The sequence below is a fragment of the Paraburkholderia sp. UCT31 genome, from assembly GCF_014397655.1.
GTDB lineage: Bacteria > Pseudomonadota > Gammaproteobacteria > Burkholderiales > Burkholderiaceae > Paraburkholderia > Paraburkholderia tuberum.
The window spans coordinates 39665-63784 of the sequence record NZ_VZQP01000013.1; the positions used below are offsets into that span (position 1 = coordinate 39665).

General features: G+C 65.7%; 25 protein-coding genes. 17 read left to right on the forward strand and 8 right to left on the reverse strand.

The annotated features are described in order from the left end of the window. Positions 1–66 precede the first annotated feature (66 nt). The 7 genes from F6X40_RS13335 (at position 67) to lnt (ending at position 7914) form a co-directional block, all read left to right on the forward strand. Positions 67–1032, forward strand: a complete 966-nt coding sequence (locus F6X40_RS13335; protein WP_187628192.1) for a LysR family transcriptional regulator — start codon at positions 67–69, stop codon at positions 1030–1032. A 132-nt stretch (positions 1033–1164) separates the two neighbouring features. Beyond that, positions 1165–2550 carry a tRNA (N6-isopentenyl adenosine(37)-C2)-methylthiotransferase MiaB gene (gene miaB, locus F6X40_RS13340; protein ID WP_187628193.1) on the forward strand — a complete coding sequence of 462 codons (1386 nt, stop codon included), beginning with the start codon at positions 1165–1167 and terminating at the stop codon, positions 2548–2550. Between the two features lie 43 nt (positions 2551–2593). Next, positions 2594–3676: a PhoH family protein gene (locus F6X40_RS13345; protein WP_184066673.1), complete on the forward strand. Its 1083-nt coding sequence runs from the start codon at positions 2594–2596 to the stop codon at positions 3674–3676. 83 nt (positions 3677–3759) lie between these two features. Then, positions 3760–4221, forward strand: coding sequence for an rRNA maturation RNase YbeY (gene ybeY / locus F6X40_RS13350; RefSeq protein WP_187628194.1), 462 nt, complete (start codon positions 3760–3762; stop codon positions 4219–4221). A gap of 41 nt (positions 4222–4262) precedes the next feature. Further along, entirely contained in the window at positions 4263–4922 is a 660-nt protein-coding gene (locus F6X40_RS13355; RefSeq protein WP_184066679.1) for a gamma-glutamylcyclotransferase, read from the forward strand. 218 nt (positions 4923–5140) lie between these two features. After that, positions 5141–6040, forward strand: coding sequence for an HlyC/CorC family transporter (locus F6X40_RS13360; RefSeq protein WP_187628195.1), 900 nt, complete (start codon positions 5141–5143; stop codon positions 6038–6040). A gap of 122 nt (positions 6041–6162) precedes the next feature. Further along, positions 6163–7914 carry an apolipoprotein N-acyltransferase gene (lnt, locus tag F6X40_RS13365; RefSeq protein WP_187628196.1) on the forward strand — a complete coding sequence of 584 codons (1752 nt, stop codon included), beginning with the start codon at positions 6163–6165 and terminating at the stop codon, positions 7912–7914. Positions 7915–7996: 82 nt separating this feature from the next. Here the strand turns inward: lnt and F6X40_RS13370 are convergent, their stop codons facing one another. Continuing rightward, on the reverse strand, positions 7997–8611 hold the full coding sequence (locus F6X40_RS13370) for a glutathione S-transferase C-terminal domain-containing protein (RefSeq protein ID WP_184022950.1): 615 nt from the start codon (positions 8609–8611) through the stop codon (positions 7997–7999). Between the two features lie 211 nt (positions 8612–8822). On the opposite strand from F6X40_RS13370, the gene F6X40_RS13375 reads away from it, so the two are divergent. The 5 genes from F6X40_RS13375 to purH all read left to right on the forward strand — a co-directional run bounded on the left by F6X40_RS13375 (position 8823) and on the right by purH (position 14635). Beyond that, entirely contained in the window at positions 8823–10241 is a 1419-nt protein-coding gene (locus tag F6X40_RS13375; protein WP_187628197.1) for an aminopeptidase P N-terminal domain-containing protein, read from the forward strand. A 6-nt stretch (positions 10242–10247) separates the two neighbouring features. Beyond that, positions 10248–11519 (forward strand): UbiH/UbiF/VisC/COQ6 family ubiquinone biosynthesis hydroxylase, encoded by a 1272-nt coding sequence (locus tag F6X40_RS13380; RefSeq protein ID WP_187628198.1) that lies wholly within the window; start codon positions 10248–10250, stop codon positions 11517–11519. A gap of 188 nt (positions 11520–11707) precedes the next feature. Next, on the forward strand, positions 11708–12784 hold the full coding sequence (dusB, locus tag F6X40_RS13385; protein ID WP_187628199.1) for a tRNA dihydrouridine synthase DusB: 1077 nt from the start codon (positions 11708–11710) through the stop codon (positions 12782–12784). Next, on the forward strand, positions 12781–13014 hold the full coding sequence (locus F6X40_RS13390) for a Fis family transcriptional regulator (RefSeq protein WP_008919619.1): 234 nt from the start codon (positions 12781–12783) through the stop codon (positions 13012–13014). Before dusB ends, F6X40_RS13390 begins: the two co-directional genes overlap by 4 nt. Positions 13015–13069: 55 nt before the next feature. Continuing rightward, positions 13070–14635: a bifunctional phosphoribosylaminoimidazolecarboxamide formyltransferase/IMP cyclohydrolase gene (gene purH, locus F6X40_RS13395; RefSeq protein ID WP_187628200.1), complete on the forward strand. Its 1566-nt coding sequence runs from the start codon at positions 13070–13072 to the stop codon at positions 14633–14635. A 74-nt stretch (positions 14636–14709) separates the two neighbouring features. Here the strand turns inward: purH and F6X40_RS13400 are convergent, their stop codons facing one another. Continuing rightward, positions 14710–14949, reverse strand: coding sequence for a hypothetical protein (locus F6X40_RS13400; protein WP_018421774.1), 240 nt, complete (start codon positions 14947–14949; stop codon positions 14710–14712). A gap of 131 nt (positions 14950–15080) precedes the next feature. Between F6X40_RS13400 and ruvC the strand changes: the two genes are divergently transcribed. The 4 genes from ruvC to F6X40_RS13420 all read left to right on the forward strand — a co-directional run bounded on the left by ruvC (position 15081) and on the right by F6X40_RS13420 (position 18374). Beyond that, positions 15081–15623 carry a crossover junction endodeoxyribonuclease RuvC gene (ruvC, locus tag F6X40_RS13405; protein ID WP_184006515.1) on the forward strand — a complete coding sequence of 181 codons (543 nt, stop codon included), beginning with the start codon at positions 15081–15083 and terminating at the stop codon, positions 15621–15623. Positions 15624–15699: 76 nt separating this feature from the next. Continuing rightward, on the forward strand, positions 15700–16281 hold the full coding sequence (gene ruvA / locus F6X40_RS13410) for a Holliday junction branch migration protein RuvA (RefSeq protein WP_187628201.1): 582 nt from the start codon (positions 15700–15702) through the stop codon (positions 16279–16281). 30 nt (positions 16282–16311) lie between these two features. Further along, positions 16312–17373 carry a Holliday junction branch migration DNA helicase RuvB gene (ruvB, locus tag F6X40_RS13415; RefSeq protein WP_184022944.1) on the forward strand — a complete coding sequence of 354 codons (1062 nt, stop codon included), beginning with the start codon at positions 16312–16314 and terminating at the stop codon, positions 17371–17373. Between the two features lie 23 nt (positions 17374–17396). Next, positions 17397–18374, forward strand: a complete 978-nt coding sequence (locus F6X40_RS13420) for an oxygenase MpaB family protein (RefSeq protein WP_184066704.1) — start codon at positions 17397–17399, stop codon at positions 18372–18374. 36 nt (positions 18375–18410) lie between these two features. Here F6X40_RS13420 and F6X40_RS13425 read toward each other — a convergent pair whose 3' ends face one another. From F6X40_RS13425 to tyrS, 3 genes are all read right to left on the reverse strand, one after another. After that, a complete protein-coding gene (locus F6X40_RS13425) occupies positions 18411–19079 on the reverse strand; it encodes a histidine phosphatase family protein (RefSeq protein ID WP_187628202.1) in 669 nt (222 codons plus the stop codon). A 100-nt stretch (positions 19080–19179) separates the two neighbouring features. Continuing rightward, positions 19180–19638 (reverse strand): D-aminoacyl-tRNA deacylase, encoded by a 459-nt coding sequence (gene dtd / locus F6X40_RS13430; RefSeq protein ID WP_187628203.1) that lies wholly within the window; start codon positions 19636–19638, stop codon positions 19180–19182. Beyond that, entirely contained in the window at positions 19635–20885 is a 1251-nt protein-coding gene (gene tyrS, locus F6X40_RS13435) for a tyrosine--tRNA ligase (protein ID WP_184022940.1), read from the reverse strand. The genes dtd and tyrS overlap by 4 nt, the downstream gene beginning before the upstream one ends. A 179-nt stretch (positions 20886–21064) precedes the next feature. On the opposite strand from tyrS, the gene F6X40_RS13440 reads away from it, so the two are divergent. Then, on the forward strand, positions 21065–22195 hold the full coding sequence (locus F6X40_RS13440) for an anhydro-N-acetylmuramic acid kinase (RefSeq protein ID WP_187628246.1): 1131 nt from the start codon (positions 21065–21067) through the stop codon (positions 22193–22195). 121 nt (positions 22196–22316) lie between these two features. On the opposite strand, the gene erpA is transcribed toward F6X40_RS13440, so the two are convergent. The 3 genes from erpA to rplM all read right to left on the reverse strand — a co-directional run bounded on the left by erpA (position 22317) and on the right by rplM (position 23749). Further along, a complete protein-coding gene (gene erpA, locus F6X40_RS13445) occupies positions 22317–22682 on the reverse strand; it encodes an iron-sulfur cluster insertion protein ErpA (RefSeq protein WP_027198818.1) in 366 nt (121 codons plus the stop codon). A gap of 234 nt (positions 22683–22916) precedes the next feature. Next, on the reverse strand, positions 22917–23309 hold the full coding sequence (gene rpsI / locus F6X40_RS13450; protein WP_184066716.1) for a 30S ribosomal protein S9: 393 nt from the start codon (positions 23307–23309) through the stop codon (positions 22917–22919). Between the two features lie 11 nt (positions 23310–23320). Next, complete coding sequence (rplM, locus tag F6X40_RS13455; RefSeq protein ID WP_013090508.1) at positions 23321–23749, reverse strand: 50S ribosomal protein L13; 429 nt, start codon at positions 23747–23749, stop codon at positions 23321–23323. Positions 23750–24120 lie beyond the last annotated feature (371 nt).

The following is a 24120-nucleotide window of genomic DNA, read 5'->3' on the forward strand; positions in this document are numbered from 1 at the left end:
CGTGACGCCAATTTGATAATTGGCGTAGCATTTGAAGCATTTTCAAATTCCGCTTGAAAGCCAGCGATGGATAACCTCGGCGACATCCGCCTCTTCGTCGAAGCGGCCCAGCAAGGCAGCCTGTCGGCGGCGGGCCGCAAGATGGGCCTGACACCCGCCGCGGCGAGCGCGCGGCTCGCGAAACTGGAAGCGAGGCTCAAAGCGCGCCTGTTCGAGCGCACCACGCGGCAGCTACGGCTCACCGACGAAGGCCGCCTCTACCTGAACTGCTGCCGCCAGGCGCTGCAATCGCTCGACGACGCCGAAGCCGCGCTGCAAGCGGGCCAGAACGTCGTGCGCGGCAAGGTGCGGGTGTCGGCGACCTCGGATTTCGGCCGCAACCTGCTGATGCACTGGCTCGACGAATTCAACGCGCTGTACCCGGACGTGACGTTCGCGTTGACGCTGTCGGATGCGCTGGCCAATCTCGTGCAGGAGGACATCGATCTGGCGATCCGCTTCGGCGTGCCGCAGGACAGCTCGCTGGTCGCGCGCCGGCTCGCGCCGAACCCGCGGGTGCTGTGCGCATCACCTGAATACGTCGGGCGTCGCGGCGAGCCGAAGAACCCGCTCGACCTCGCCAATTTCGACTGCATCGTGCTCGGCACCGCATCGGGGCCGGCCAGCGAATGGCGCTTCACGCGCGGTGACGAGGTGCAGCACTACAGCGTGCCGTTCGAAGCGGCGCGCGAAACCAACGACGGCGCGGTCGCGCGCGAATGGGCGCTGCGCGGCTACGGCATCGCGATCAAATCAATGTGGGACGTGGAAGCGGACCTGCGCGCCGGCCGCCTGAAGATCCTGCTGCCGGAATGGCGCTACCCCGATGCCCCGCTGCACGCGCTGTATCACCGCAATCGCTTCATGGCGCCGCGCGTGCGCGTGCTGCTCGATTTCCTCGCCGAGCGCTTCGCGCAGGTGTCGGATGAACTGGAAAGCCTGCTGGGACTGCCGCCGGACCGGCCAATGAGCGCCGAAACCCCCGTTGTGTGAAGGGCTATAATATCGAGTTACGCTGCAAAGACACGCGCAAGCCGGCCATCACGCGCCGCGCTGTCCCGCGCCGCGGCCTCCTTCACCTTTTTACGACGCCCCCAGGTTAACCACTGCGACCGGCGAAATTCGATGACCAAGAAAGTTTATGTAAAGACCTTTGGCTGCCAGATGAACGAGTACGACTCCGACAAGATGGTCGACGTGCTCGGTGCCGCTGAAGGACTCGTCAAGACCGACACGCCCGAAGACGCCGACGTGATCCTGTTCAATACCTGCTCGGTGCGCGAAAAAGCGCAGGAAAAAGTCTTCTCCGACCTCGGCCGCGTGCGCGAGCTGAAAGACGCGAATCCGAATCTGATCATTGGCGTGGGTGGCTGCGTCGCGAGTCAGGAAGGCGCATCGATCGTCGCGCGCGCGCCGTACGTCGATATCGTGTTCGGTCCGCAAACGCTGCACCGCCTGCCGCAGATGATCGACGAGCGCCGCGCGAGCGGCCGCGCGCAGGTCGATATTTCGTTTCCCGAAATCGAGAAGTTCGATCACCTGCCGCCGGCGCGCGTCGAAGGTCCGAGCGCGTTCGTGTCGATCATGGAAGGCTGCAGCAAGTACTGCAGCTACTGCGTCGTGCCGTACACGCGCGGCGAGGAAGTGTCGCGTCCGCTCGACGACGTGCTGACCGAAATCGCCGGCCTCGCCGACCAGGGCGTGCGCGAAGTCACGCTGCTCGGCCAGAACGTGAACGCTTATCGTGGAAAATTCGGCGGCGCGCTGACCGTGGGTTCGACCGAGATCGCCGACTTCGCGACGCTGATCGAATACGTCGCGGACATCCCCGGCATCGAACGGATCCGCTACACGACGTCGCATCCGAAGGAATTCACGCAGCGCCTGATCGACACCTACGCGAAGGTGCCGAAGCTCGTCAGCCACCTGCATCTGCCGGTGCAGCACGGCTCCGACCGCATCCTGATGGCGATGAAGCGCGGCTACACCGTGCTCGAGTACAAGTCGGTGATCCGCAAGCTGCGCGCGATCCGCCCGGACCTGTCGCTGTCGACGGACATGATCGTCGGCTTCCCCGGCGAGACCGAGGAAGACTTCGCGAAGATGATGGCGCTCGTCGAAGAGATGAAGTACGACACGAGCTTCTCGTTCATCTATAGCCCGCGTCCCGGTACGCCGGCCGCGAACCTGCACGACGACACGCCGCGCGAGGTGAAGCTCAAGCGCCTGCAACATCTGCAGGCCACGATCGAAGAGAACGTGCAGCGCATCAGCGACGCGATGGTCGGCAAGGTCGAACGCATTCTGGTCGAGCGCCCGGCGCGCAAGGACCCGAACGAGCTCGCGGGCCGCACCGGGAACAACCGCGTCGTCAATTTCCCGGCGCCGGTCGCGTCGCATGCACGGCTGATCGGTCAGATGGTCGACGTGAAGATCGTGCACGCGTATCCACACTCGCTGCGTGGTGAACTCGTGATGGTTCACGACGACAGCGCCGCGACGACGCATTGAACGACATTCCGAGTACCGCAACCGACAGGATCGACTCACCGCCTTGAAGACCACTCAGCAGCCTCTGGAATTCACCGCACCGCGCGAAGATAATGCGCGGCTCGCCAACCTCTGCGGACCGCTCGACGAAAATCTGCGGCAGATCGAGCAGGCGCTCGACGTGACCCTGCAGCGCCGCGGCCACCGCATCGCGATCCGCGGGCGCGGCGCGAAGCTCGCGCTCACCGCGCTCGAAAACTTCTACAACAATGCGCGCGAGCCTTTGTCGGTCGACGACATCCAGCTCGCGCTCGTCGAAGTGCGTCATCCGGTGCGTCATCGTTCGAATGGCAACGGCAATGGCAATGGCGACCCCGTCGACGCGCACTTCGCCGGCAATCCCGATCACCCGTTCGACCAGCCCGCCGACGCCAATGCGAGCGAGGACGACTTCGAGGAATACGGCCCGAAGCTGTACACGCGACGCGCGGATCTGCGCGGCCGCACGCCGGCGCAGCGCGAGTACCTGAAGCAGATCGTGTCGCACGACGTCACGTTCGGCGTCGGCCCCGCCGGCACCGGCAAGACCTATCTCGCGGTGGCCTGCGCGGTCGACGCGCTCGAGCGCGACCAGGTCAAACGCATCGTGCTGACGCGCCCGGCCGTCGAGGCGGGCGAGCGGCTCGGCTTTTTGCCGGGCGATCTCGCGCAGAAAGTCGATCCGTATCTGCGCCCGCTCTACGACGCGCTGTACGACCTGCTCGGCTTCGACAAAACCGCGAAGATGTTCGAGCGGCAGATGATCGAAATCGCGCCGCTCGCATACATGCGCGGCCGCACGCTGAATCACGCGTTCATCATCCTCGACGAGGCGCAGAACACCACGCCCGAGCAGATGAAGATGTTCCTCACGCGAATCGGCTTCGGCTCGAAGGCGGTCGTCACCGGCGACACGACCCAGGTCGATCTGCCGCGCGGCCAGAAGAGCGGGCTGATCGAAGCGCAGCAGGTGCTCGCGAACGTGCGCGGCATCGCGCTCACGCGTTTCACGAGCGCGGACGTGGTGCGGCATCCGCTGGTCGCGCGAATTGTGGAGGCGTACGATGCGCATGCGCAGAAGTCGCCGGCCGCGGTCGATCCGCGCTAAAGCGATGCGCTTCGCAGCGCGAGGCCCGCGTCGCCTCGCCGCAAAAAAAAGACTGAGCCAGGAATGCCACGCATAGAAACCGCATGAGCCGCACCCCGAAACTGACGTTGAGCCTGCAATTCCCCGCCGCCAAAGCCTGGCCGGAACACAAGGTGCTGCTGCCGCGCGCGACGGTGGCCGGCTGGATCAAGGCGGCGCTGTTCGCGGACGGCCAACTGACGGTTCGGTTCGTCGACGCCGAAGAAGGCCGCACGCTGAATCGCACCTATCGCGGCAAGGATTACGCGACCAACGTGCTGACCTTCGCCTATGCCGAATCGGAAGATGATCCGGTCACGGGCGATCTGATTCTGTGCTGCCCGGTGGTCGAGAAGGAAGCCGCCGAGCAGGGCAAGCCGCTCGCCGCGCATTACGCGCACCTGCTCGTGCACGGCACGCTGCATGCACAGGGCTACGACCACGAGGTCGAAGAAGAAGCCGAGGAAATGGAAGCGATCGAAACCGAAATCCTCGGCAAGCTCGGCTTTCCGGACCCTTACCAATAGGCGTTCCGCCCCTCCTCGACGCCAACCCGCCCGAACCCACCGTGAGCACTCCGTCCCCCGAAGCCGATATCCCCGTGCGCTGTCCGGACTACCCGCCGGTGCTCGGCGACTCGCGGCTTCTGACGGACGACGAACTGCACGCGTCGCTCGAATCCACGTTGCGCGGCTGGGACCGCCAAAGCGATCTGTGGCTGTTCGGCTATGGCTCGCTGATCTGGAACCCGGGCCTGCCGACCGTCGAGGCGATGCGCTCGAAGGTGCACGGCTATCACCGCGGCCTCTATCTGTGGTCGCGAGTCAATCGCGGCACGCCAGAGCAGCCCGGCCTCGTGCTCGCGCTCGATCGCGGCGGCTCGTGCACCGGCATGGCCTTCCGGCTCGCGGCCGATGGCTCGAGGCCGCATCTCGAAGCACTGTGGCGCCGCGAAATGCCGATGGGCTCGTACCGTCCCGCGTGGCTGCCGTGCGTGCTCGCGGACGGCCGGCGCGTCGACGCGCTCGCATTCGTGATGCGCCGCGACGTGCCGAGCTACACCGGCAAGTTGCGCGACGACATCATCCAGACCGTGCTGGGCTGCGCGAGCGGCCGCTACGGCACGACCTTCGATTACGTGAGCCGGACCGTGCACGCGCTGCGCGAGAGCGGCATGCCGGACCGCGCGCTCGAAGCGCTGCTCGCGCGTTGCAAGCCGGCCGTGTGACCGCGGCATCTCGGCAAAACCCCACCCGCGACTTTTTTGGCGGCGAGCGCTTTTGCCCGCGTAATCGGTTAGGATGATTCCACGCTCCGCCGTCGCGGCGGGGCCGTTTCACCCTGGCTTCGCTCATCGCCGGGCCCGGCAGGACACGGTTCCGCCATGCGCCTGGTGTATCCTTAACGCTCTGCAACAGCGCGCCCAGTCTCGCCGGGCGCACTACCATGAACGACACGTATCCCAGTCGACGCCATACCGGACGTCAACTCGACAAACCGCAGGAAAAGCGCACGCTGCTCGAGCGCCTGACCGACTTCATCTCGCCCGAGCCCGACTCGCGCGCCGAACTTCTGGAAATTCTGCAGGACGCGCACGAACGCAACCTGATCGACGCCGACTCGCTGTCGATGATCGAAGGCGTGTTCCAGGTGTCGGAACTGAGCGCACGCGACATCATGGTGCCGCGCGCGCAAATGGACGCGATCAACATCGCGGACAATCCCGCTGAATTCATCCCCTACGTGCTGGACAAGGCGCATTCGCGCTATCCGGTCTACGAGGGCAATCGCGACAACATCATCGGCGTGCTGCTCGCGAAAGATCTGCTGCGCTACTACGCCGAAGAAGAGTTCGACGTACGCGGCATGCTGCGCCCTGCCGTGTTCATCCCCGAGTCGAAGCGGCTGAACGTGCTGCTGCACGACTTCCGCGTGAACCGCAACCACCTCGCGGTGGTCGTCGACGAGTACGGCGGCGTCGCGGGCCTGATCACGATCGAAGACGTACTGGAGCAGATCGTCGGAGACATCGAGGACGAATACGATTTCGACGAGGAGAGCGGCAACATCATCGCTTCGCCGGACGGACGCTTTCGCGTGCGCGCGCTGACCGAGATCGAGCAGTTCAACGACACCTTCGGCACGCATTATTCGGACGACGAAGTCGACACGATCGGCGGGCTGGTCACGCATCACTTCGGCCGGGTGCCGCATCGGGGCGAGAAAGTCCGCCTCGACGACCTGATCTTCGAGATCCTGCGCGGCGACGCCCGCCAGATCCACATGCTGCTGGTGCGCCGCGACCCGCTCGCGGGCGAGCGCGAGTCACAGCACGTGCAGACCTGAGCCGGCGGCTCGGGCCGATGCACGGCCTGAGCGCCCGCGCGCTTTCATTGCCGGCGCATTTGCCAACTCGTTTTTTTACCTACCGAGTTGCCCTTTCAACTACCGACGCCGACCGCGCGACAATGGCCGACCCGATCACTTCCCGTTCGCACCGCGGCGTGAGCGCCCCCGCTCCCACCGAAGACGGCACGCGCAGCCGCGCGCTGCCGCGCTGGCACTACCTCGTCGCATTGGCCGCGGGCGCGGCCAATACGCTGTCGTTCGCGCCGACGCCGCATGGCGGCTGGCTGCAACTCGCGATCTTCGTGTTCTTCTTCGCGTGGCTCACGCGCAGCACCGGCTGGAAAAGCGCCGCGCTGACGGGCGGCGCGTTCGGCTTCGGCAACTTCGTGAGCGGGGTCTGGTGGCTGTATGTGAGCATGCACTACTACGGTGGCATGCCGGCGCCGCTCGCCGGCACGGCGCTCGTGCTGTTCTCCCTGTATCTCGCGGTCTATCCGGCGCTCGCCGCGGGGGTGTGGTCGTTCTGCGCGGGCCATGCGCGCAACGGCGCGGCCGACGAGCGCGCGCCATTCTCGCCGACCTGGCACGGCGCGCTCGCCTTTGCAAGCGCGTGGGCGATCGGCGAATGGCTGCGCGGCACGGTGTTCACCGGCTTTCCGTGGCTCGCCACCGGTTATGCGCAGGTCGACGGCCCGTTGGCGGGGTTTGCACCGGTGGTCGGCGTATATGGCGTCGGTTGGATGGTTGCGCTGACGGCCGCGTTGATCGTGCAGGCGTTGCTGGCGCTGCTGCCGTCGTGGCGCTCCGGGCGGGCGAATGAATCGCTCGAGCCGAACGCCAGCGCCGCTGATGACGCCGGCGGTCGCGCCGCGCGGGGCCGCGGCACGCGCGTCGCCCCCATCGTCGTGCCTGCTGGCGTCGCGCTCGCGCTGCTCGTGATCGGCCTGCTGCTGCCGCTCGTGCAGTGGACCACGCCCGCCAACGCGCCGCTGTCGGTGCGGCTGTTGCAAGGCAACGTGAAGCAGGAGATGAAGTTCGAGGAAGCCGGCTTGCGCGCGGCGGTCGACGAGTATCAGCAGATGATCACGTCGAAGCCGGCCGATCTGATCGTCACGCCGGAAACCGCGATCCCCGTGCTCGCGCAGCAGCTTCCGCCGAACTTCGCGGCCGCGATCCGCCAGTTCACGGATTCGACCGGCAGCGCGCTGCTGTTCGGCGCGATCGGCGGCACGATCACGCCGGACGGCCGGGTGGTCGACTACACCAACAGCCTGTTCGGCGTCACGCCCGGCTCGCACGAGATTTATCGCTACGACAAGCACCATCTGGTACCGTTCGGCGAATTCGTGCCGTGGGGCTTCCGCTGGTTCGTGAACCTGATGAACATTCCGCTCGGCGATTTCTTCCCCGGCCCGCCGGTACAAAAGCCGTTCATGGTGCATAACCAGCCGGTCGCGGTGAACATCTGCTACGAGGACATCTTCGGCGAGGAGATCGCGCGCACGCTGCGCGAGAATGCGACGCCCGCCGGCGTGCTGATCAACTCGACCAATCTCGCGTGGTTCGGCGACACGATCGCGCTCGACCAGCATCTGCAGATCGCGCGCATGCGCTCGCTCGAAACCGGCCGGCCGATGCTGCGCGCAACCAACACCGGCATCACCGCCGCGATCGACGCGAACGGCCGCGTGATCGGGCGCCTGACGCCCTACACGGTCGGTTCGCTCGACGTGCGCGTGCAAGGCACCTCAGGCAACACGCCTTACGTGACGAGCGGCAACAACACGGTGCTCGCGGTGTCGGTGCTGCTGCTCGCGTTCGGTTTCGCGTTCGGACCGGGGCTCGCGCGGCGACGCAACGGCAAGCGGTAACGCCGACGTCAAAGGCACGACACCCGCAAAAAAATTGCGCCTGACATGCAGGCGCATTTTTTTCATGCTCGTTCGAGCTTCATCAATCCTTCGGCACCGTATCGATGAACGACTGCCGCAGCGACAGCTTCTGGAAATGCTTGTCCAGGTTCGGATGCGATTCGCGCCAGTTCAGTTCCGGCATACGGAAGTCCAGATAGCCGAGCGCGCAGCCCACCGCGATGTCGGCCAGCGTGTAGTGATTGCTCGCGCACCACGGCTTGCTGCCGAGCCCTTGCGACATCGCGATCAGCGCTTCGTCGATCTTGCGCTGCTGCCGCGCGAGCCACGCGTCCACCCGCTGCTCGGGCGCGCGCTGCGTGCCTTCGAGACGGATCAGCACGGCCGCGTCGAGCAGGCCGTCGGCGAGCGCTTCCCAACAGCGCACTGCGACGCGCTCGCGCCCCGACGGCGGAATCAGCTTGCCGACCGGCGACAGCGTATCGACGTACTCGCAGATCACGCGTGAATCGAACACGGCCTCGCCGTCTTCCATCACGAGGCACGGCACCTTGCCGAGCGGATTGAAGGTGTGAATCCGGGTATCCGGCGCCCAGACGTTCTCGGGCACCAGTTCGTAGTCGATCTTCTTATCGGCGAGCACGATGCGTGCTTTGCGCACGAACGGGCTGCCGAACGAACCGATGAGTTTCATCATGACCTTCTGCCTTTTTCTGAATCCGGCGAAAGTATAAGTGGTCTAAGGCTTCCGCGAGCGTGCTGGCGGCATCTTCACGAACCGCCCGCCGAGCCGCTGTGGACGGATTGCAACATGACGGCGGCCGCCGCGCCGTCCGGAGCCGCACAAAGCGAGTCAATGTCGTGCGCCGAGAATGGGGCCAGGAGAATCGCGGCGCTACAATCGCACGATGAACCAGCCGACCGAACCCACCATCGCCATCGACGTCTACCGCACGCGCCGCGAGCGCGTTCTCGCCGCGCTGCGCGCCGCGGGCGGCGGCGTCGCCATCGTCCCGACCGCGCCGGAAGCGCAGCGCAACCGCGACACTGACTACCCGTACCGCCACGACAGCTACTTCTATTATCTGACCGGCTTCACCGAGCCCGAAGCGCTGCTGGTGCTCGATGCCAGCGCCGCGCCCGGCGCGCCCGCGTCGATGCTGTTCTGCCGCGAGAAAAGCGTCGAGCGCGAGACATGGGAAGGCTTCCGCTTCGGCCCCGACGGCGCGCGCGAAGCATTCGGGCTCGACGCCGCGTTCCCGATCGGCGAACTCGACACGCAGTTGCCGCGCATCATCGCCGACAAGCCGGCGCTGCACTACGCGTTCGGCACCTCGGCGCATTTCGACGAGCAGGTGCGCGGCTGGCTCGACGCGGTGCGCGCGCAAAGCCGCGGCGGCACCGTTGCGCCCACGGCCGCGCGCGACCTGCTGCCGTTGCTCGACGAGATGCGGCTCGTCAAGGACGACCACGAACTCGCGATCATGCGCCGCGCCGGACAGATTTCGGCGGCCGCGCATCGTCGCGCGATGGCGGTGTGCCGGCCCGGTATCCGCGAGTACGAACTCGAGGCCGAACTGCTCTACACGTTCCGCAAGTTTGGCGCGCAGGCGCCGGCCTATACGTCGATCGTCGCGGCTGGCGCGAACGCGTGCGTGCTGCACTACCCGGCCGGCAACGCGATCGCGTGCGACGGCGACCTGATCCTGATCGACGCGGCCTGCGAGCTCGACGGCTACGCGTCCGACATCACGCGCACGTTTCCGGCGAGCGGGCGTTTCACGCCGGCGCAGCGCGAGCTGTACGACATCGTGCTGGCAGCGCAACAGGCCGCCGTCGACGCGACGCGCGCCGGTGCGAGCTTCGACGATCCGCATCAGGCCGCGCTGCGCGTGCTGTCGCAGGGGCTGCTCGACACCGGCATCGTGCCGCGCGCGAAGTTCGCCTCGGTCGACGACGTGATCGCCGAGCGCGCCTACGTGCCGTTCTACATGCACCGCACCGGCCACTGGCTCGGCATGGACGTGCACGACTGCGGCGACTACCGCGAGCGCGGCGCGGCGCGCGACGAAGCGGGCGTGCTGCCGTGGCGCACGCTGCGCGCGTCGATGACGCTGACGATCGAGCCGGGCTTGTACGTCCGCCCGGCCGAGGGTGTGCCCGAACGCTACTGGAACATCGGCATCCGCATCGAGGACGACGCGATCGTGACGCCGACCGGCTGTGAGCTGATCACGCGCGACGTGCCGGTCGCCGCCGACGAGATCGAGGCGCTGATGCAGGAAGCACGAGCCCTCCATCAAGCGTCGCATCAACAGAGGACCTGATCCGCGATGAACGAAGCATCTCCCTCGGCGGTGATCCTGAGGCCCGCCTCCCACCAGCAGGGGTTCGATTTCGACGTGACGATCGTCGGCGCCGGGCCGGTCGGCCTCGCGCTCGCCGGCTGGCTCGCGCGCCGCAGCGTGACGCGCGAGCTGAAGATCGCGCTCGTCGACGCGCGTGAGCCGGAAGACTCGATCGCCGATCCGCGCGCGATCGCGGTCTCGCACGGCAGCCGGATGATCCTCGAGCCGCTGCGCTGGCCCGCCGACGCCACCGCGATCGAGCGCATCCACGTGTCGCAACGCGGTCATTTCGGCCGCACGCTGATCGATCATCGCGAGCACGGCCTGCCCGCGCTCGGCTACGTGCTGCGCTATGGCTCGATCGTGCATGGCCTCGCCGACGCCGTGCATGCGACGCCGGTCCACTGGTTCCGCTCGACCTCGGCCGGCGCGCCGGTTCAGGAGCTCGACGGCGTCACGCTGCCGATCGAAACCGCGGGCGTCGCGCGCCAGTTGCGCACGCGGATTCTGGTCAACGCCGAGGGCGGCCTGTTCGGCGACCAGAAGCAAGCGAAAAGTCCGAGCCGCGCCACGGACGAATACGCCGGCGCACGCGACATCGGTAAAAACAACGCCGGCTCGCGCGACTACGGCCAGACCGCGCTGGTCGGCACGGTCACCGTGTCCGCGCCGCAGCCGCACGTCGCATGGGAGCGCTTCACGTCGCAAGGTCCGATCGCGCTACTGCCGATGGGTGGCGTGCGTGGCGCCGACTACGCGCTCGTCTGGTGCTGCGCGCCCGACGAAGCCGCGCGCCGCGCGCAGCTTTCCGACGAAGCGTTCCTGCGCGAGCTCGACGCCGCGTTCGGCGGCCGCATGGGCCGCTTTACGCACATCAAGGGTCGTGCGTCGTTCCCGCTCGGTCTCAACACGGTCGACACGCTGGTGAACGGCCACATCGTCGCGATCGGCAATGCGGCGCAGACGTTGCATCCGGTAGCCGGCCAGGGCCTCAATCTGGGCTTGCGCGATGCGCACGCGCTCGTCGACGCGCTGTCGGCCGAAGGCCCGACCCCGCTCGCGCTCGCCACCTTCGCTCAACGCCGCGCGCTCGACCGGCGCCTGACGATCGGCTCGACTGACACGCTCGCGCGCCTCTTTACCGTCGACTTCGCGCCGCTCGCGGTACTGCGCGGCCTCGCCCTGACCGCACTCGAATTCGTGCCGCCGGTCAAAGCCGCGCTCGCCCGGCAGATGATGTTCGGCCAGCGCCGTTAAGCGCGAGAAATCGCTGCGCGGTTCTATGAGCCGGGCGACTTTCATAGAAGATTTAACGGGTTACGAGACTCGGTTCGCGAGTCCCGGCAACCCGTTAACGCTAAAATAGCCGTTTTCCCTCGCATTTCGCGCTGCGCCGGCTGTCACGATTGTCAAATCCTGGCCCGTCGTCGGCGCGCGCTCACGCCATGCCCCCTCTCGGCCCCCACAATCTGCGTAACAACCTGTTCGTCGCCCCGATGGCCGGCGTGACCGACCGACCGTTCCGCCAGCTGTGCAAACGGCTCGGCGCGGGCTATGCGGTGTCGGAAATGGTCGCGTCGAACGCGCAGCTGTGGAAGAGCGAAAAGACCATGCGCCGCGCGAACCACGAAGGCGAGGTCGAGCCGATCGCGGTGCAGATCGCCGGCGCGGACCCGGAGATGATGGCCGAAGCCGCCCGCTACAACGTCGCGAACGGCGCGCAGATCATCGACATCAACATGGGCTGCCCCGCCAAGAAGGTCTGCAACGTCGCGGCCGGCTCGGCGCTGCTGCAAAACGAACCGCTCGTGCAGCGCATCGTCGAGGCCGTCGTGAACGCGGTCGGCGTCGGGCCCGACGCGGTGCCCGTCACGCTGAAAATCCGTACCGGCTGGAATCGCGAGAACAAAAACGCGCTGAACGTCGCGCGTCTCGCGCAAGCAGCGGGCATTTCGATGCTGACCGTGCACGGCCGCACGCGCGCGGACCTGTACCACGGCGACGCCGAGTACGAAACCATCGCCGCGGTAAAGGCGGCGGTGCGCATTCCGGTCGTCGCGAACGGCGACATCACGTCGCCGCAAAAGGCGCGCGAGGTGCTCGCCGCGACCGGCGCGGACGCGATCATGATCGGGCGCGCTGCGCAGGGGCGTCCGTGGCTCTTTCGCGAGATCGAGCATTTCCTGCAAACGGGCGAGCTGCTGCTGCCGCCGCGAATCGACGAAATCCAGCAGGTGATGAACGAACATCTCGAAGATCACTACGCTTTTTACGGGGAATTTACCGGTGTCCGCACTGCGCGCAAGCACATCGGCTGGTACACTCGCGGCCTTTCCGGCGCCAACCTGTTCCGGCATCGCATGAATACGCTGGACACCACGCGCGAACAACTCCTCGCCGTCAACGAGTTCTTTGACGCGCAAAAGGCGATCTCAGACCGCCTCGTCTACGTCGACGACGCGCCCGGCAACCCCGGGCTCGACAGCGAGAGCGAGGACAACTCCGACCGACTAGCAGCATGAGCAAGAACAACATCGAACAATCTGTCCGCGACAGCCTGGACGTGTATTTCCAGGATCTCGACGGCTCCAATCCGCACGACGTCTACGACATGGTCATTTCATGCGTGGAAAAACCCTTGCTCGAAGTGGTGCTCGAGCAGGCCGGCGGCAACCAGTCGCTGGCCGCCGAGTATCTCGGCATCAACCGCAATACGCTGCGCAAGAAGCTGCAACAACACGGTTTGCTGTAGCGCGTCGTAGTTTCTCGCGCCCTGCCACGTTTCCCTTCGGCTTTTCGTCTTCATCATGATCAAGCAAGCGCTCATCTCCGTTTCCGACAAGTCCGGCATCGTCGACTTCGCCAAATCGCTATCGGACCTCGGCATCAAGATCCTGTCGACCGGCGGCACCGCGAAACTGCTCGCGGACGCGGGCCTGTCCGTCACCGAAGTCGCCGACTACACGGGTTTCCCGGAAATGCTCGACGGGCGCGTGAAAACGCTGCATCCGAAGGTGCACGGCGGCATCCTCGCGCGCCGCGACCTGCCCGAGCACATGGCCGCGCTCGAGAAGCACGACATTCCGACCATCGACCTGCTGGTCGTGAACCTGTACCCGTTCGTGCAGACCGTGTCGAAGGAAGAGTGCTCGCTCGAGGACGCGATCGAGAACATCGACATCGGCGGCCCGACGATGCTGCGCTCGGCCGCGAAGAATCACCGCGACGTGACGGTGGTGGTCGATCCGGCCGACTACGCGGTCGTGCTCGACGAAATGCGCTCGAACGGCAACACGGTGTCGTACAAGACGAACTTCCGCCTCGCGACCAAGGTGTACGCGCACACCGCGCAATACGACGGCGCGATCACGAACTACCTGACGAGCCTGACCGACGAGTTGCAGCATTCGTCGCGCAACGAGTACCCGGCCACCTTCAACATGGCGTTCGACAAGGTGCAGGACCTGCGCTACGGCGAAAACCCGCATCAGAGCGCGGCGTTCTACCGCGACCTGGCGGTGCCGGGCGGCGCGCTCGCGAATTACAACCAGTTGCAGGGCAAGGAACTGTCGTATAACAACATCGCCGACTCCGACGCGGCGTGGGAATGCGTGAAGACCTTCGACGTGCCGGCCTGCGTGATCGTCAAACACGCGAATCCGTGCGGCGTCGCGCTCGGCGCGGACGCTCACGAAGCGTATTCGAAGGCATTCCAGACCGATCCGACCTCGGCGTTCGGCGGCATCATCGCGTTCAACCGTGAAGTCGACGAAGCGACCGCGCAAGCGGTGGCGAAGCAGTTCGTCGAAGTGCTGATCGCGCCGTCGTTCAGCGCCGAAGCGCGTCAGGTGTTCGCGGCGAAGCAGAACGTGCGTCTGCTCGAAATCACGCTGGGCGAAGGCCATAACACGTTCGATCTGAAGCGCGTCGGCGGCGGCCTGCTCGTGCAGTCGCTCGACTCGAAGAACGTGCAGCCGCGCGAACTGCGCGTCGTCACGAAGCGTCATCCGACGCCGAAGGAAATGGACGACCTGCTGTTCGCATGGCGAGTCGCGAAGTACGTGAAGTCGAACGCGATCGTGTTCTGCGCGAACGGTATGACGCTCGGCGTCGGCGCGGGCCAGATGAGCCGCGTGGACTCGGCGCGCATCGCGAGCATCAAGGCGCAGAACGCCGGTCTGACGTTGGCCGGTTCGGCGGTCGCATCGGACGCGTTCTTCCCGTTCCGCGACGGTCTCGACGTGGTCGTCGCGGCAGGCGCGACCTGCGTGATCCAGCCGGGCGGCTCGGTGCGCGACGACGAAGTGGTCAGCGCCGCCGACGAGCACAACATCGCGATGGTGCTGACTGGCGTGCGTCACTTCCGTCATTGATCGGCTTAAGTTCGGTAGCCGCAAGACAGGCCCGGCGGGTTGTCCGCCGGGCCTTTTGTTTCGCGGCGACGCGTTCAATCGTCCGGCTCTTTGCGCGCGTAACCGTCCCGCACCTGCGCATGCTGGCTGATGTACGTACCCAAACCCCGGCCCCGCCGCGCGAGACGCTTCAGCACCGCGACATGTTCGGCGCCGACACTCGCCTCTGTGTACCAATACACGACGCCCGGCCGAAAGCGCACCTTGATGAAATCGTCGCCGATTTCGTAAGCGTCGACACCCGAGTCGCCGCTGAGATTGCGGTAGCGCTCCATTCTCGATCGCCCTCCCTGCGCAAAGCCTTTAGCAGCTTTTATTCCGCTAAGCATGCTGCCAGCGGACCGCCGCGCGCCGCGTTCGATGTAGTATCGCAGGCACCTGGTTTTTATCGCTTGTGCGGCACCTCATGAGAATTCTCGGCATCGACCCCGGCCTGCGCGTGACCGGCTTCGGCGTGATCGAACAACACGGCCACACACTGAGCTACGTCGCGAGCGGCGTGATCCGCACCGCCGACGCCGATCTGCCGTCGCGGCTCGGCACCATCTTCGCGGGCATCTCGACGCTGATTCGCGAGCACGCGCCGGATCAGGCTGCCATCGAAAAAGTCTTCGTCAACGTCAATCCGCAGTCGACGCTGCTGCTCGGCCAGGCGCGCGGCGCCGCGATCTGCGGGCTCGTCGCGGGCGGCGTGCCGGTCGCCGAATACACCGCGCTGCAGCTGAAGCAGTCGGTGGTCGGCTATGGCCGCGCGACCAAGGAGCAAATGCAGCAGATGGTCGTGCGGCTGCTGAGCCTGTCGGGCGTGCCCGGCACCGACGCCGCCGACGCGCTCGGCATGGCCATCTGCCATGCGCACGGTGGCTCGACGCTGAGCACGCTTGGCGGCATCGCGCCGGCGCTCGCAAAGAAGGGGTTGCGAGTGCGGCGCGGCCGTCTGGTCGGCTAGCGCAACTATGCCCCGCGCCGCCGATCCGCTGCGCTACACTCGCGCTTTCCCATCCGACTCTGAAAACTAATCCGCCATGATCGGTCGCATCGCCGGCGTTCTGCTGGAAAAAAATCCGCCGCATCTGCTCGTCGACTGCAACGGCATCGGCTATGAAGTAGACGTGCCGATGAGCACGTTCTACAACCTGCCGTCGACCGGCGAGCGCGTCGTGCTGCTCACGCAGATGATCGTGCGCGAGGACGCGCATCTGCTGTACGGCTTCGGCACCGCGCAGGAACGCTCGACGTTCCGCGAGCTGCTGAAAATTTCCGGCATCGGCGCGCGCATGGCGCTCGCGGTGCTGTCGGGCATGAGCGTCTCAGAGCTCGCGCAGACCGTCACGATGCAGGACGCCGCGCGCCTCACGCGTGTACCGGGCATCGGCAAGAAGACCGCCGAGCGGCTGCTGCTCGAACTGAAGGGCAAGCTCGGCGCCGACCTCGGCGCGATGGCGGGCGCCGCGTCGCCATCCGACCACGCGTCCGACATCCTCAATGCGCTGCTCGCGCTCGGCTACTCGGAAAAAGAAGCGCTCGCGGCGATCAAGAACGTGCCGGCCGGTACGGGCGTGTCCGAGGGCATCAAGCTCGCGTTGAAGGCGCTGTCGAAGGGCTAAGCGCCAAGCCGCGCGCGGTACAATGACCGCATGATCGAAACCGACAAACTCGCCGCCGAGCGCATCATCGCGGCCACGCCCGTGTCGCCGAACGAAGAAGCGTTCGAGCGCGCGCTGCGCCCGCGTCAGCTCGACGAATATGTCGGGCAGGAGAAAGTGCGCGGCCAGCTCGAAATCTTCATCGAGGCCGCGAAGCGCCGTTCCGAATCGCTGGACCACGTGCTGCTGTTCGGGCCGCCGGGCCTCGGCAAGACCACGCTCGCGCACATCATCGCGCGCGAGATGGGCGTCAATCTGCGGCAAACGTCGGGGCCGGTGCTCGAACGCGCCGGCGACCTCGCCGCGCTGCTGACCAATCTCGAAGCCAACGACGTTCTTTTCATCGACGAAATCCACCGGCTCTCGCCGGTCGTCGAGGAAATCCTGTATCCAGCGCTCGAGGATTATCAGATCGACATCATGATCGGCGAAGGGCCGGCCGCGCGCAGCGTGAAGCTCGATCTGCAGCCGTTCACGCTGGTCGGCGCGACCACGCGCGCGGGTATGCTGACCAATCCGCTGCGCGACCGCTTCGGCATCGTCGCGCGACTCGAGTTCTATAACGCCGAGGAGCTCACGCGCATCGTCACGCGTTCGGCCGCGCTGCTCGGCGCGCAGATCCATCCGGACGGCGCATTCGAAATCGCCCGTCGCGCGCGCGGCACGCCGCGTATCGCGAACCGCCTGCTGCGGCGCGTGCGCGACTTCGCCGAAGTGAAGGCCGACGGCAACATCACCGCGCAGGTGGCCGACGCCGCGCTCAGCATGCTCGACGTCGACGCGGTCGGCTTCGACCTGATGGACCGCAAGCTGCTCGAAGCGATCCTGTACAAGTTCGACGGCGGCCCGGTTGGTGTCGACAATCTCGCGGCGGCAATCGGCGAGGAGCGCGACACGATCGAAGACGTGCTCGAGCCGTATCTGATCCAGCAGGGCTTCCTGCAGCGCACGCCGCGCGGCCGCATCGCCACGCTGCTCACGTACCGGCATTTCGGACTGGCCGCGCCGGATTCGGCGAGCGCGCGGCCGGGTCTGTGGGATTCCACGAACTGAGTCACGCGACGAGGCCGACCAGGATGTCAGACCAGACCCAGCAACCCGGCCCTTCCAATCGTTCACCTGTCAATCCCGCCGGCGACCCGTCCGGCAATTTCACGCAGCGCCTCACCCACCGCCTGCGCTCGAAGCTCGCCTCCGGCGTCACGCATCTGACGACCGGCAGCGGACCGGTGCTCGACTACTCGTCGCCGCCGGGCGACCCCGGTCTGTTCGGGCCGGACTCCGTCTGCTGGAAGGTCCACGCCGACTTCACGTCGATGATGACCGGCGGCATCAGCGCGCTGCTGCTTCAGGCGCTGCATCCGCTCGCGCTCGCGGGCGTCTGGGATCACTCGAGCTTTCGCACCGACATCCTGGGCCGGCTGCGTCGCACGGCGACGTTCATCGCCGGCACGACGTACGGCAGCAAGAACGATGCGCTCGCGCTGATCGAGCGCGTGAAGCGCATTCATCTCGACGTGACCGGCGTCGCACCGGACGGCCAGTCGTATCGCGCGAGCGAGCCCGCGCTGCTGACGTGGGTGCACGTCGCGGAAGTGTCGAGCTTCATGACCGCGCACCTGCGCTATGTGAATCCGGTGCTGTCCGTCGCGGCGCAGGATCAATACTTCGCGGAAACCGCGCGCATCGCGGAAATGCTCGGCGCCGTCGATATTCCGCGCTCGCGCGCCGAGATCGAGGCGTACCTGCTCGCGATGCGGCCCGCGCTCGTCGCGAGCGAGCGCACGCGCGAAGTCGTGAGGATTCTGATGAACGCGCCGGCACCGAGCTTCGCGATGCGACCCGCCGGCACGCTGATGCTCAACGCGGGGGTCGATCTGTTGCCCGACTGGGCGCAGACGATGCTCGGCTTGAATCGCCACGCGGCGCTGCGTCGAATCTTCGCGCGGCCTGCCGTGCGGGTCGTCGCGCCGGTGATCCGCTGGGCGCTGGTCAATGGAGTATCGAAGCGGGCTCGGCGGCGCGCGGCGGCGGCGGTGCGGGAGCAGGATTGATTGCGCCACGCGTCTCGGGCCATTGCCCGCCTTTGCTTACCGCCCCGGTCCCTTCCTGAAACCATCATCGTCGGCGCTGCCCCCGTCGAGATGCGTTACGTCCGCCCACGACACGATCGTCGCGCGACCGTCCCCGTAATCGACGACGTTCAGGCTGGTGTTCAGCAGCGGGTAGTCGCGCGGTGCGTCGAGCCGCATGCCGGTTGCAAAGCGGCGCACGCAGTCGAGCACGCCACCATGCGTGACACAGGCGATGCGCCCACCCGGATGCGCGGCGACGAGCGGCTCGATCGCATGCACGATGCGGTGGTAGAACACGCGGTGCGACTCGCCCTCGGGCGGCGCAAAGCCGGGATCGCGGGTTTGCCACTGCGCGTATTCGTCGGGGAAACGCAGCGCGATCTCGTCGCTGTCATGGCCCTGGAACGCGCCGTACGAGCGCTCGCGCAAGTTCTCGCGCGACTGCAGCGGCAGGCCAAGCGCCTCGCCGATCGGCTGCGCGGTCTGCTGCGCGCGCTGCAAGTCGCTCGAATAGATCGCGTCGAGCCGCGCGCCCTGCTTCGCCTCGTCGGCGAGGCGCTGCGCGAGACGTCGCGCCTGCGCGACGCCGGTCGTCGCAAGCGGAATGTCGATGTGGCCTTGAATGCGCTTGATGCGGTTCCAGTCGGTCTCGCCGTGCCGGATAAACAGGATCTGCGTCGTCATGAGAGAGGTGCCGTTCGCGGTTGTGTCGAGCGACTATTGTCGCAAAAAGCAGCGGCACGGCTCGCCTGCGGCGACGGCATGCTCGAACGTTTGCGTTCTTTTACGCGTTGGTCTGCAACCAGAACGTGACCGGCCCGTCGTTGACGAGCGACACCTGCATATCCGCGCCGAACTCGCCAGTCTCGACGATCGGATGCTTCGCGCGCGCGGCCGCGACGAAGTAGTCGAACAGGCGCTTGCCCTCGTCGGGCGGCGCGGCTGGCGTGAAGCTCGGGCGCAGGCCGCTGTTGGTATCGGCCGCGAGCGTGAACTGCGACACGAGCAGCAGGCCGCCCGCGCGTCCGGCGCCGTCGATATTCTGCACCGACAGGTTCATCTTGCCGGCCGCGTCGCTGAACACGCGGTAACCGAGCACCTTGGCGAGCAGCTTGTCGGCCGTGGCCTCGGTGTCGCCGCGCTCCGCGCAGATGAGCGCGAGCAGGCCCGCGTCGATCGCGCCGGTCACGCGATCGGCGACGCGCACTTCGGCGCGCCGCACGCGTTGGATCAGCGCGATCACGCCGTCAGCGTCACGCGCGCGAAACGGCGCTTGCCGACCTGCACGACGTACTCGCCCGCTTCGACCTTCAGGCCCTTGTCGGACACCGCGGTGCCGTCGATCTTCACGCCGCCTTGCTCGATGTTGCGCAGCGCCTCGCTCGTCGACGGTACGAGGTTCGCCTGCTTCAGCAACTGGCCGATCGCGAGCGGTGCGCCCGCGAGCGTCACGGCCGGGATGTCGTCGGGCACGCCGCCCTTCGCGCGATGGTTGAAGTCCTCGAGCGCGCGTTCGGCGTCCGCCTGCGAGTGGAAACGCGCGACGATTTCCTGGCCGAGCATCACCTTGAAATCGCGCGGATTACGGCCCGCGTCGGCCTCGCGCCTGAAGCCGGCGATTTCGTCCATCGGACGGAACGACAGCAGTTCGAAGTACCGCCACATCAGCGTGTCGGAGATGCTCATCAGCTTGCCGAACATGTCGGTCGGCTTTTCGCTGATGCCGATGTAGTTGTTCTTCGACTTCGACATCTTCTCGACGCCGTCGAGCCCTTCGAGCAGCGGCATCGTCAGGATGCACTGCTGCTCCTGGCCGTACTGCTTCTGCAACTCGCGACCAACCAGCAGGTTGAACTTCTGATCCGTGCCGCCGAGCTCCAGGTCCGCGTTCAGCGCGACCGAGTCGTAGCCCTGCATCAGCGGGTACAGGAATTCGTGGATCGAGATCGGCACGCCGCCCTGGAAGCGCTTCGTGAAGTCCTCGCGCTCGAGAATGCGAGCGACCGTGTAGCGCGACGCAAGCTTGATCATGCCGTCGGCGCCTAGCGGCATCGACCATTCACTGTTGTAGCGAATCTCGGTCTTGTCGCGATCGAGCACGAGCGCGGCTTGCTCGAAATAGGTCTTCGCGTTCGATTCGATCTGCTCGCGCGTGAGCGGCGGGCGGGTCGCGTTGCGCCCGGACGGGTCGCCGATCAGCGACGTGAAGTCGCCGATCAGGAAAATCACCGTGTGGCCGAGGTCCTGCAACTGGCGCATCTTGTTCAGCACGACCGTGTGGCCGATGTGGATGTCGGGTGCAGTCGGATCGAGCCCGAGCTTGATGCGCAGCGGCTTGGCCGTCGCCGCGCTGCGCGCGAGCTTTTGCGCGAATTCGTCTTCGATCAGCAGTTCGTCGACGCCGCGCCTGGTCACGGCGAGCGCGTGACGGACTTCGTCGGTGATCGGGAAGGCGGAAGCGGGATTGGGCTGGGTGGACTCGGTGCTCATGCTGGAAACGTGAAGTCGCGAAAAAACAGGATTGTCCCATAGATGCGCGCCGCCGCGCCCACTCACGCGCCCCGCACGGCCCCGCGACGGGCCAATTCGTTGCGGCTCGCGTCACCTTCGCCGTTTGCGCCGATAATCTGCTACAACGAATCGGAATGAACATCGACAGGAGCAGCGACGTGGCGCAAGATCCCGCAGACGGCATCTATTTCGGACTGATGTCGGGAACCAGCATGGACGGTGTGGACGGCGTGGCCGTCCGGTTTGCCAATGGGAAGCCGCCCGAGGTGCTGGCCGAGGCGTTCGTCGGCTTTTCGGCCGGCATCCGCGAAGCGCTGTTCGCGCTGCAACAGCCGGGGGACAACGAGATCGAGCGCGAGGCGCTCGCCGCCAACGCGCTCGCGACGCGCTACACGGTGTGCTGCCACGATCTGCTGCGCGACAGCCGCGTATCGGCCGATGACGTCCGTGCGATCGGCGTGCATGGGCAGACCGTGCGGCATCGGCCGGAAAAGGGGTATACGCGACAGATCAACAACCCGGCGCTGCTCGCGGAAATGCTCCATATCGACGTGGTCGCCGATTTCCGCAGCCGCGACGTCGCGGCAGGCGGCCAGGGCGCGCCGCTCGTGCCCGCTTTTCACGCGACGATCTTCGGTGCGAAGGACGAAACGCGCGTCGTCTGCAATCTTGGCGGAATCAGCAACATCACGATCCTGAACGCGACCGGCGGCGTACGCGGCTTCGACTGCGGGCCGGCGAACGCGCTGCTCGACGCGTGGGCCGAGCGCCAGCTCGGCAAGCCATTCGACGAAAACGGTCATTTCGCGGCGACTGGCCAGGTCGATCGCAAGCTGCTGAACGCGTTGCTCGACGAACCATTCTTCGCGGAGCAGCCGCCCAAGAGCACCGGCCGCGATCTGTTCAACACCGCATGGCTCGATGCGAAGCTCGAGCCGTTCTCCGCGCTCGCACCAGCCGACGTACAGGCGACGCTCGTCGCGCTGACCGCGGTGACGGTCGCGCGCGAGATTGAGCGGCATGCATCCGATGCGCGGGCCGTGTACGTGTGCGGCGGCGGCGCGCGCAATCCGGAGATCATGAAGGCGTTGCAGCAGGCGCTCGAAGACAGCGGCGTAAGCGGCGTGCCCGTGATGACGACCGACGCGCTCGGCGTGCCGCCGAGCCAGGTCGAGCCGCTCGCGTTCGCGTGGCTCGCGATGCGCTGCATCGCGCGTCTGCCGGGCAGTCTGCCAAGCGTGACGGGGGCATCCGCGGAGCGGGTGTTGGGGGCTATTTATCCGCGCTGAGAAAAGGCAGATGCGAACAAACCCACGCCTCTTGATGTCGCGGGTTGCCTCTGCGGCGCGAAAACAATAAAAAAACGGCGCCGAGGCACCGTTTTCACTGTGGCACGAAGAGCCTGTCCGCTCAGACCGAGAACGACGAACCGCAACCGCAGGTCGTGCTCGCGTTCGGGTTTTTGATGACGAACTGCGCGCCGTTGATGTCGTCCTTGTAGTCGATCTCTGCGCCGACCAGGTACTGGTAGCTCATCGAGTCGATCAGCAGCTGGACGCCGCTCTTGTTCATCACGGTGTCGTCTTCGTTGATCGCTTCATCAAACGTGAAGCCGTACTGGAAGCCCGAGCAGCCGCCGCCCTGCACGAACACGCGCAGCTTGAGCTCCGGGTTGCCTTCCTCATCGATCAGTTGCTTGACCTTGTCAGCCGCTGCGTCGGTGAAGACGAAGGGGGCCGGCATCTCGGTCACGGGGGTGTCGGTGACTGCGTTCATTCGAACTCTCCAAATAGCTTTAGCCGATATTGTAGGGCTGTTCCGGATATCGTGCTGAAGCCCACAAAATCAATGGGTTCTTGCTGCAAGGTCGATGCAAGGCGAGCCGATGCCGCTTGGGCGAACGAGATCGGCCCGCGAACCCCGGCGAACCATAAAAAAAGCCGCCTTCGCGCGTGGCGTTGGCGGCTTTTGCTGCAAACCGGCGTGAAGGCCGGTTCGCGCCCGAAACGATTAACGCTTCGAGAATTGCTTGCGGCGACGCGCCTTGTGGAAGCCGACCTTCTTACGTTCGACTTCACGAGCGTCACGCGTGACGAAGCCAGCCTTCGACAGTTGCGGCTTCAGCGTTGCGTCGTAGTCCATCAGCGCGCGGGTGATGCCGTGGCGAACCGCACCGGCTTGCCCCGTTTCACCGCCGCCGGTCACGTTGACCTTGATGTCGAACGTGACACCGTGGTTCGTGAGCTCCAGCGGTTGACGCACGATCATCAGCGACGTTTCGCGCGAGAAGTAGTCGGCGATGGGCTTGCCGTTCACAACGATGTCGCCCTTGCCTGCCTTGATGAACACGCGAGCGACGGCGCTCTTGCGGCGGCCCGTGCCGTAATTCCAGTTACCGATCATGTGGGCTCCCCTTAGATCTCGAGCGCCTTCGGCTGTTGTGCCGAATGCGGATGCGTTGCGTCAGCGTAGACCTTCAGCTTCTTGATCATCGCGTAGCCGAGCGGACCCTTCGGCAGCATGCCCTTGACCGCTTTCTCGAGCGCACGGCCCGGGAAGCGTTCCTGCATCTTGCCGAACGTCGTTTCATAGATACCGCCCGGGTAGCCCGAGTGACGGTAGTACTTCTTGTCGGTAACCTTGTTGCCCGTGACCTTCAGCTTGCCGGCGTTGATGACGATGATGAAATCACCGGTGTCGACGTGGGGAGTGAATTCAGGCTTGTGCTTGCCGCGAAGACGGTGTGCCACTTCGCTGGCGACACGCCCGAGAACCTTATCCGTCGCGTCAATCACGTACCATTCGCGCGTCACCTCATGGGCTTTTGCGGAAAACGTCTTCATGATCGATCCAAAAAAATTGCTGCGCCCAATGTGTTCTTTCCTGCTTGTAGTGTGCGCATCGAGGCGCGTGCAGGCTCTCCCTGGTTCTTCTTCCGCGGGCGCGGATGCGGAAAAGCCCTGAATTATAAAGGAATTTGTGCTGGCAAGTCAAAACGTGCGATGCGCTCGCCGCGAGCGGCCAGGAAACGGGGCGAAACGCCTGACAAACGGGGGCGAAAAAAACCCGAACGAGCGGCTCGGGTTTAATCCACCAAAGGAGGAGGTGGAGGAGACAGCGGAGGTTGCAGAACTGCTGCAACGATGGAGTAGATTATAAGAGTCACCCTTGTGCAACGCAAGAAGATTTGCATTGTGAAATGAGTTTTCATAAT

What these genes read in the sequence shown, in the direction of transcription:
- rpsI (WP_184066716.1), bottom strand. Translation starts at nt 23,309, where the DNA reads ATGATCGGTAACTGGAATTACGGCACGGGCCGCCGCAAGAGCGCCGTC.
- F6X40_RS13390 (WP_008919619.1), top strand. Translation starts at nt 12,781, where the DNA reads ATGAGCAAGAACAACATCGAACAATCTGTCCGCGACAGCCTGGACGTG.
- F6X40_RS13360 (WP_187628195.1), top strand. Translation starts at nt 5,141, where the DNA reads ATGAACGACACGTATCCCAGTCGACGCCATACCGGACGTCAACTCGAC.
- miaB (WP_187628193.1), top strand. Translation starts at nt 1,165, where the DNA reads ATGACCAAGAAAGTTTATGTAAAGACCTTTGGCTGCCAGATGAACGAG.
- ruvB (WP_184022944.1), top strand. Translation starts at nt 16,312, where the DNA reads ATGATCGAAACCGACAAACTCGCCGCCGAGCGCATCATCGCGGCCACG.
- purH (WP_187628200.1), top strand. Translation starts at nt 13,070, where the DNA reads ATGATCAAGCAAGCGCTCATCTCCGTTTCCGACAAGTCCGGCATCGTC.
- F6X40_RS13400 (WP_018421774.1), bottom strand. Translation starts at nt 14,949, where the DNA reads ATGGAGCGCTACCGCAATCTCAGCGGCGACTCGGGTGTCGACGCTTAC.
- ruvA (WP_187628201.1), top strand. Translation starts at nt 15,700, where the DNA reads ATGATCGGTCGCATCGCCGGCGTTCTGCTGGAAAAAAATCCGCCGCAT.
- tyrS (WP_184022940.1), bottom strand. Translation starts at nt 20,885, where the DNA reads ATGAGCACCGAGTCCACCCAGCCCAATCCCGCTTCCGCCTTCCCGATC.
- erpA (WP_027198818.1), bottom strand. Translation starts at nt 22,682, where the DNA reads ATGAACGCAGTCACCGACACCCCCGTGACCGAGATGCCGGCCCCCTTC.
- F6X40_RS13425 (WP_187628202.1), bottom strand. Translation starts at nt 19,079, where the DNA reads ATGACGACGCAGATCCTGTTTATCCGGCACGGCGAGACCGACTGGAAC.
- F6X40_RS13335 (WP_187628192.1), top strand. Translation starts at nt 67, where the DNA reads ATGGATAACCTCGGCGACATCCGCCTCTTCGTCGAAGCGGCCCAGCAA.
- ruvC (WP_184006515.1), top strand. Translation starts at nt 15,081, where the DNA reads ATGAGAATTCTCGGCATCGACCCCGGCCTGCGCGTGACCGGCTTCGGC.
- F6X40_RS13420 (WP_184066704.1), top strand. Translation starts at nt 17,397, where the DNA reads ATGTCAGACCAGACCCAGCAACCCGGCCCTTCCAATCGTTCACCTGTC.
- rplM (WP_013090508.1), bottom strand. Translation starts at nt 23,749, where the DNA reads ATGAAGACGTTTTCCGCAAAAGCCCATGAGGTGACGCGCGAATGGTAC.
- ybeY (WP_187628194.1), top strand. Translation starts at nt 3,760, where the DNA reads ATGAGCCGCACCCCGAAACTGACGTTGAGCCTGCAATTCCCCGCCGCC.
- F6X40_RS13380 (WP_187628198.1), top strand. Translation starts at nt 10,248, where the DNA reads ATGAACGAAGCATCTCCCTCGGCGGTGATCCTGAGGCCCGCCTCCCAC.
- F6X40_RS13370 (WP_184022950.1), bottom strand. Translation starts at nt 8,611, where the DNA reads ATGATGAAACTCATCGGTTCGTTCGGCAGCCCGTTCGTGCGCAAAGCA.
- lnt (WP_187628196.1), top strand. Translation starts at nt 6,163, where the DNA reads ATGGCCGACCCGATCACTTCCCGTTCGCACCGCGGCGTGAGCGCCCCC.
- F6X40_RS13375 (WP_187628197.1), top strand. Translation starts at nt 8,823, where the DNA reads ATGAACCAGCCGACCGAACCCACCATCGCCATCGACGTCTACCGCACG.
- dusB (WP_187628199.1), top strand. Translation starts at nt 11,708, where the DNA reads ATGCCCCCTCTCGGCCCCCACAATCTGCGTAACAACCTGTTCGTCGCC.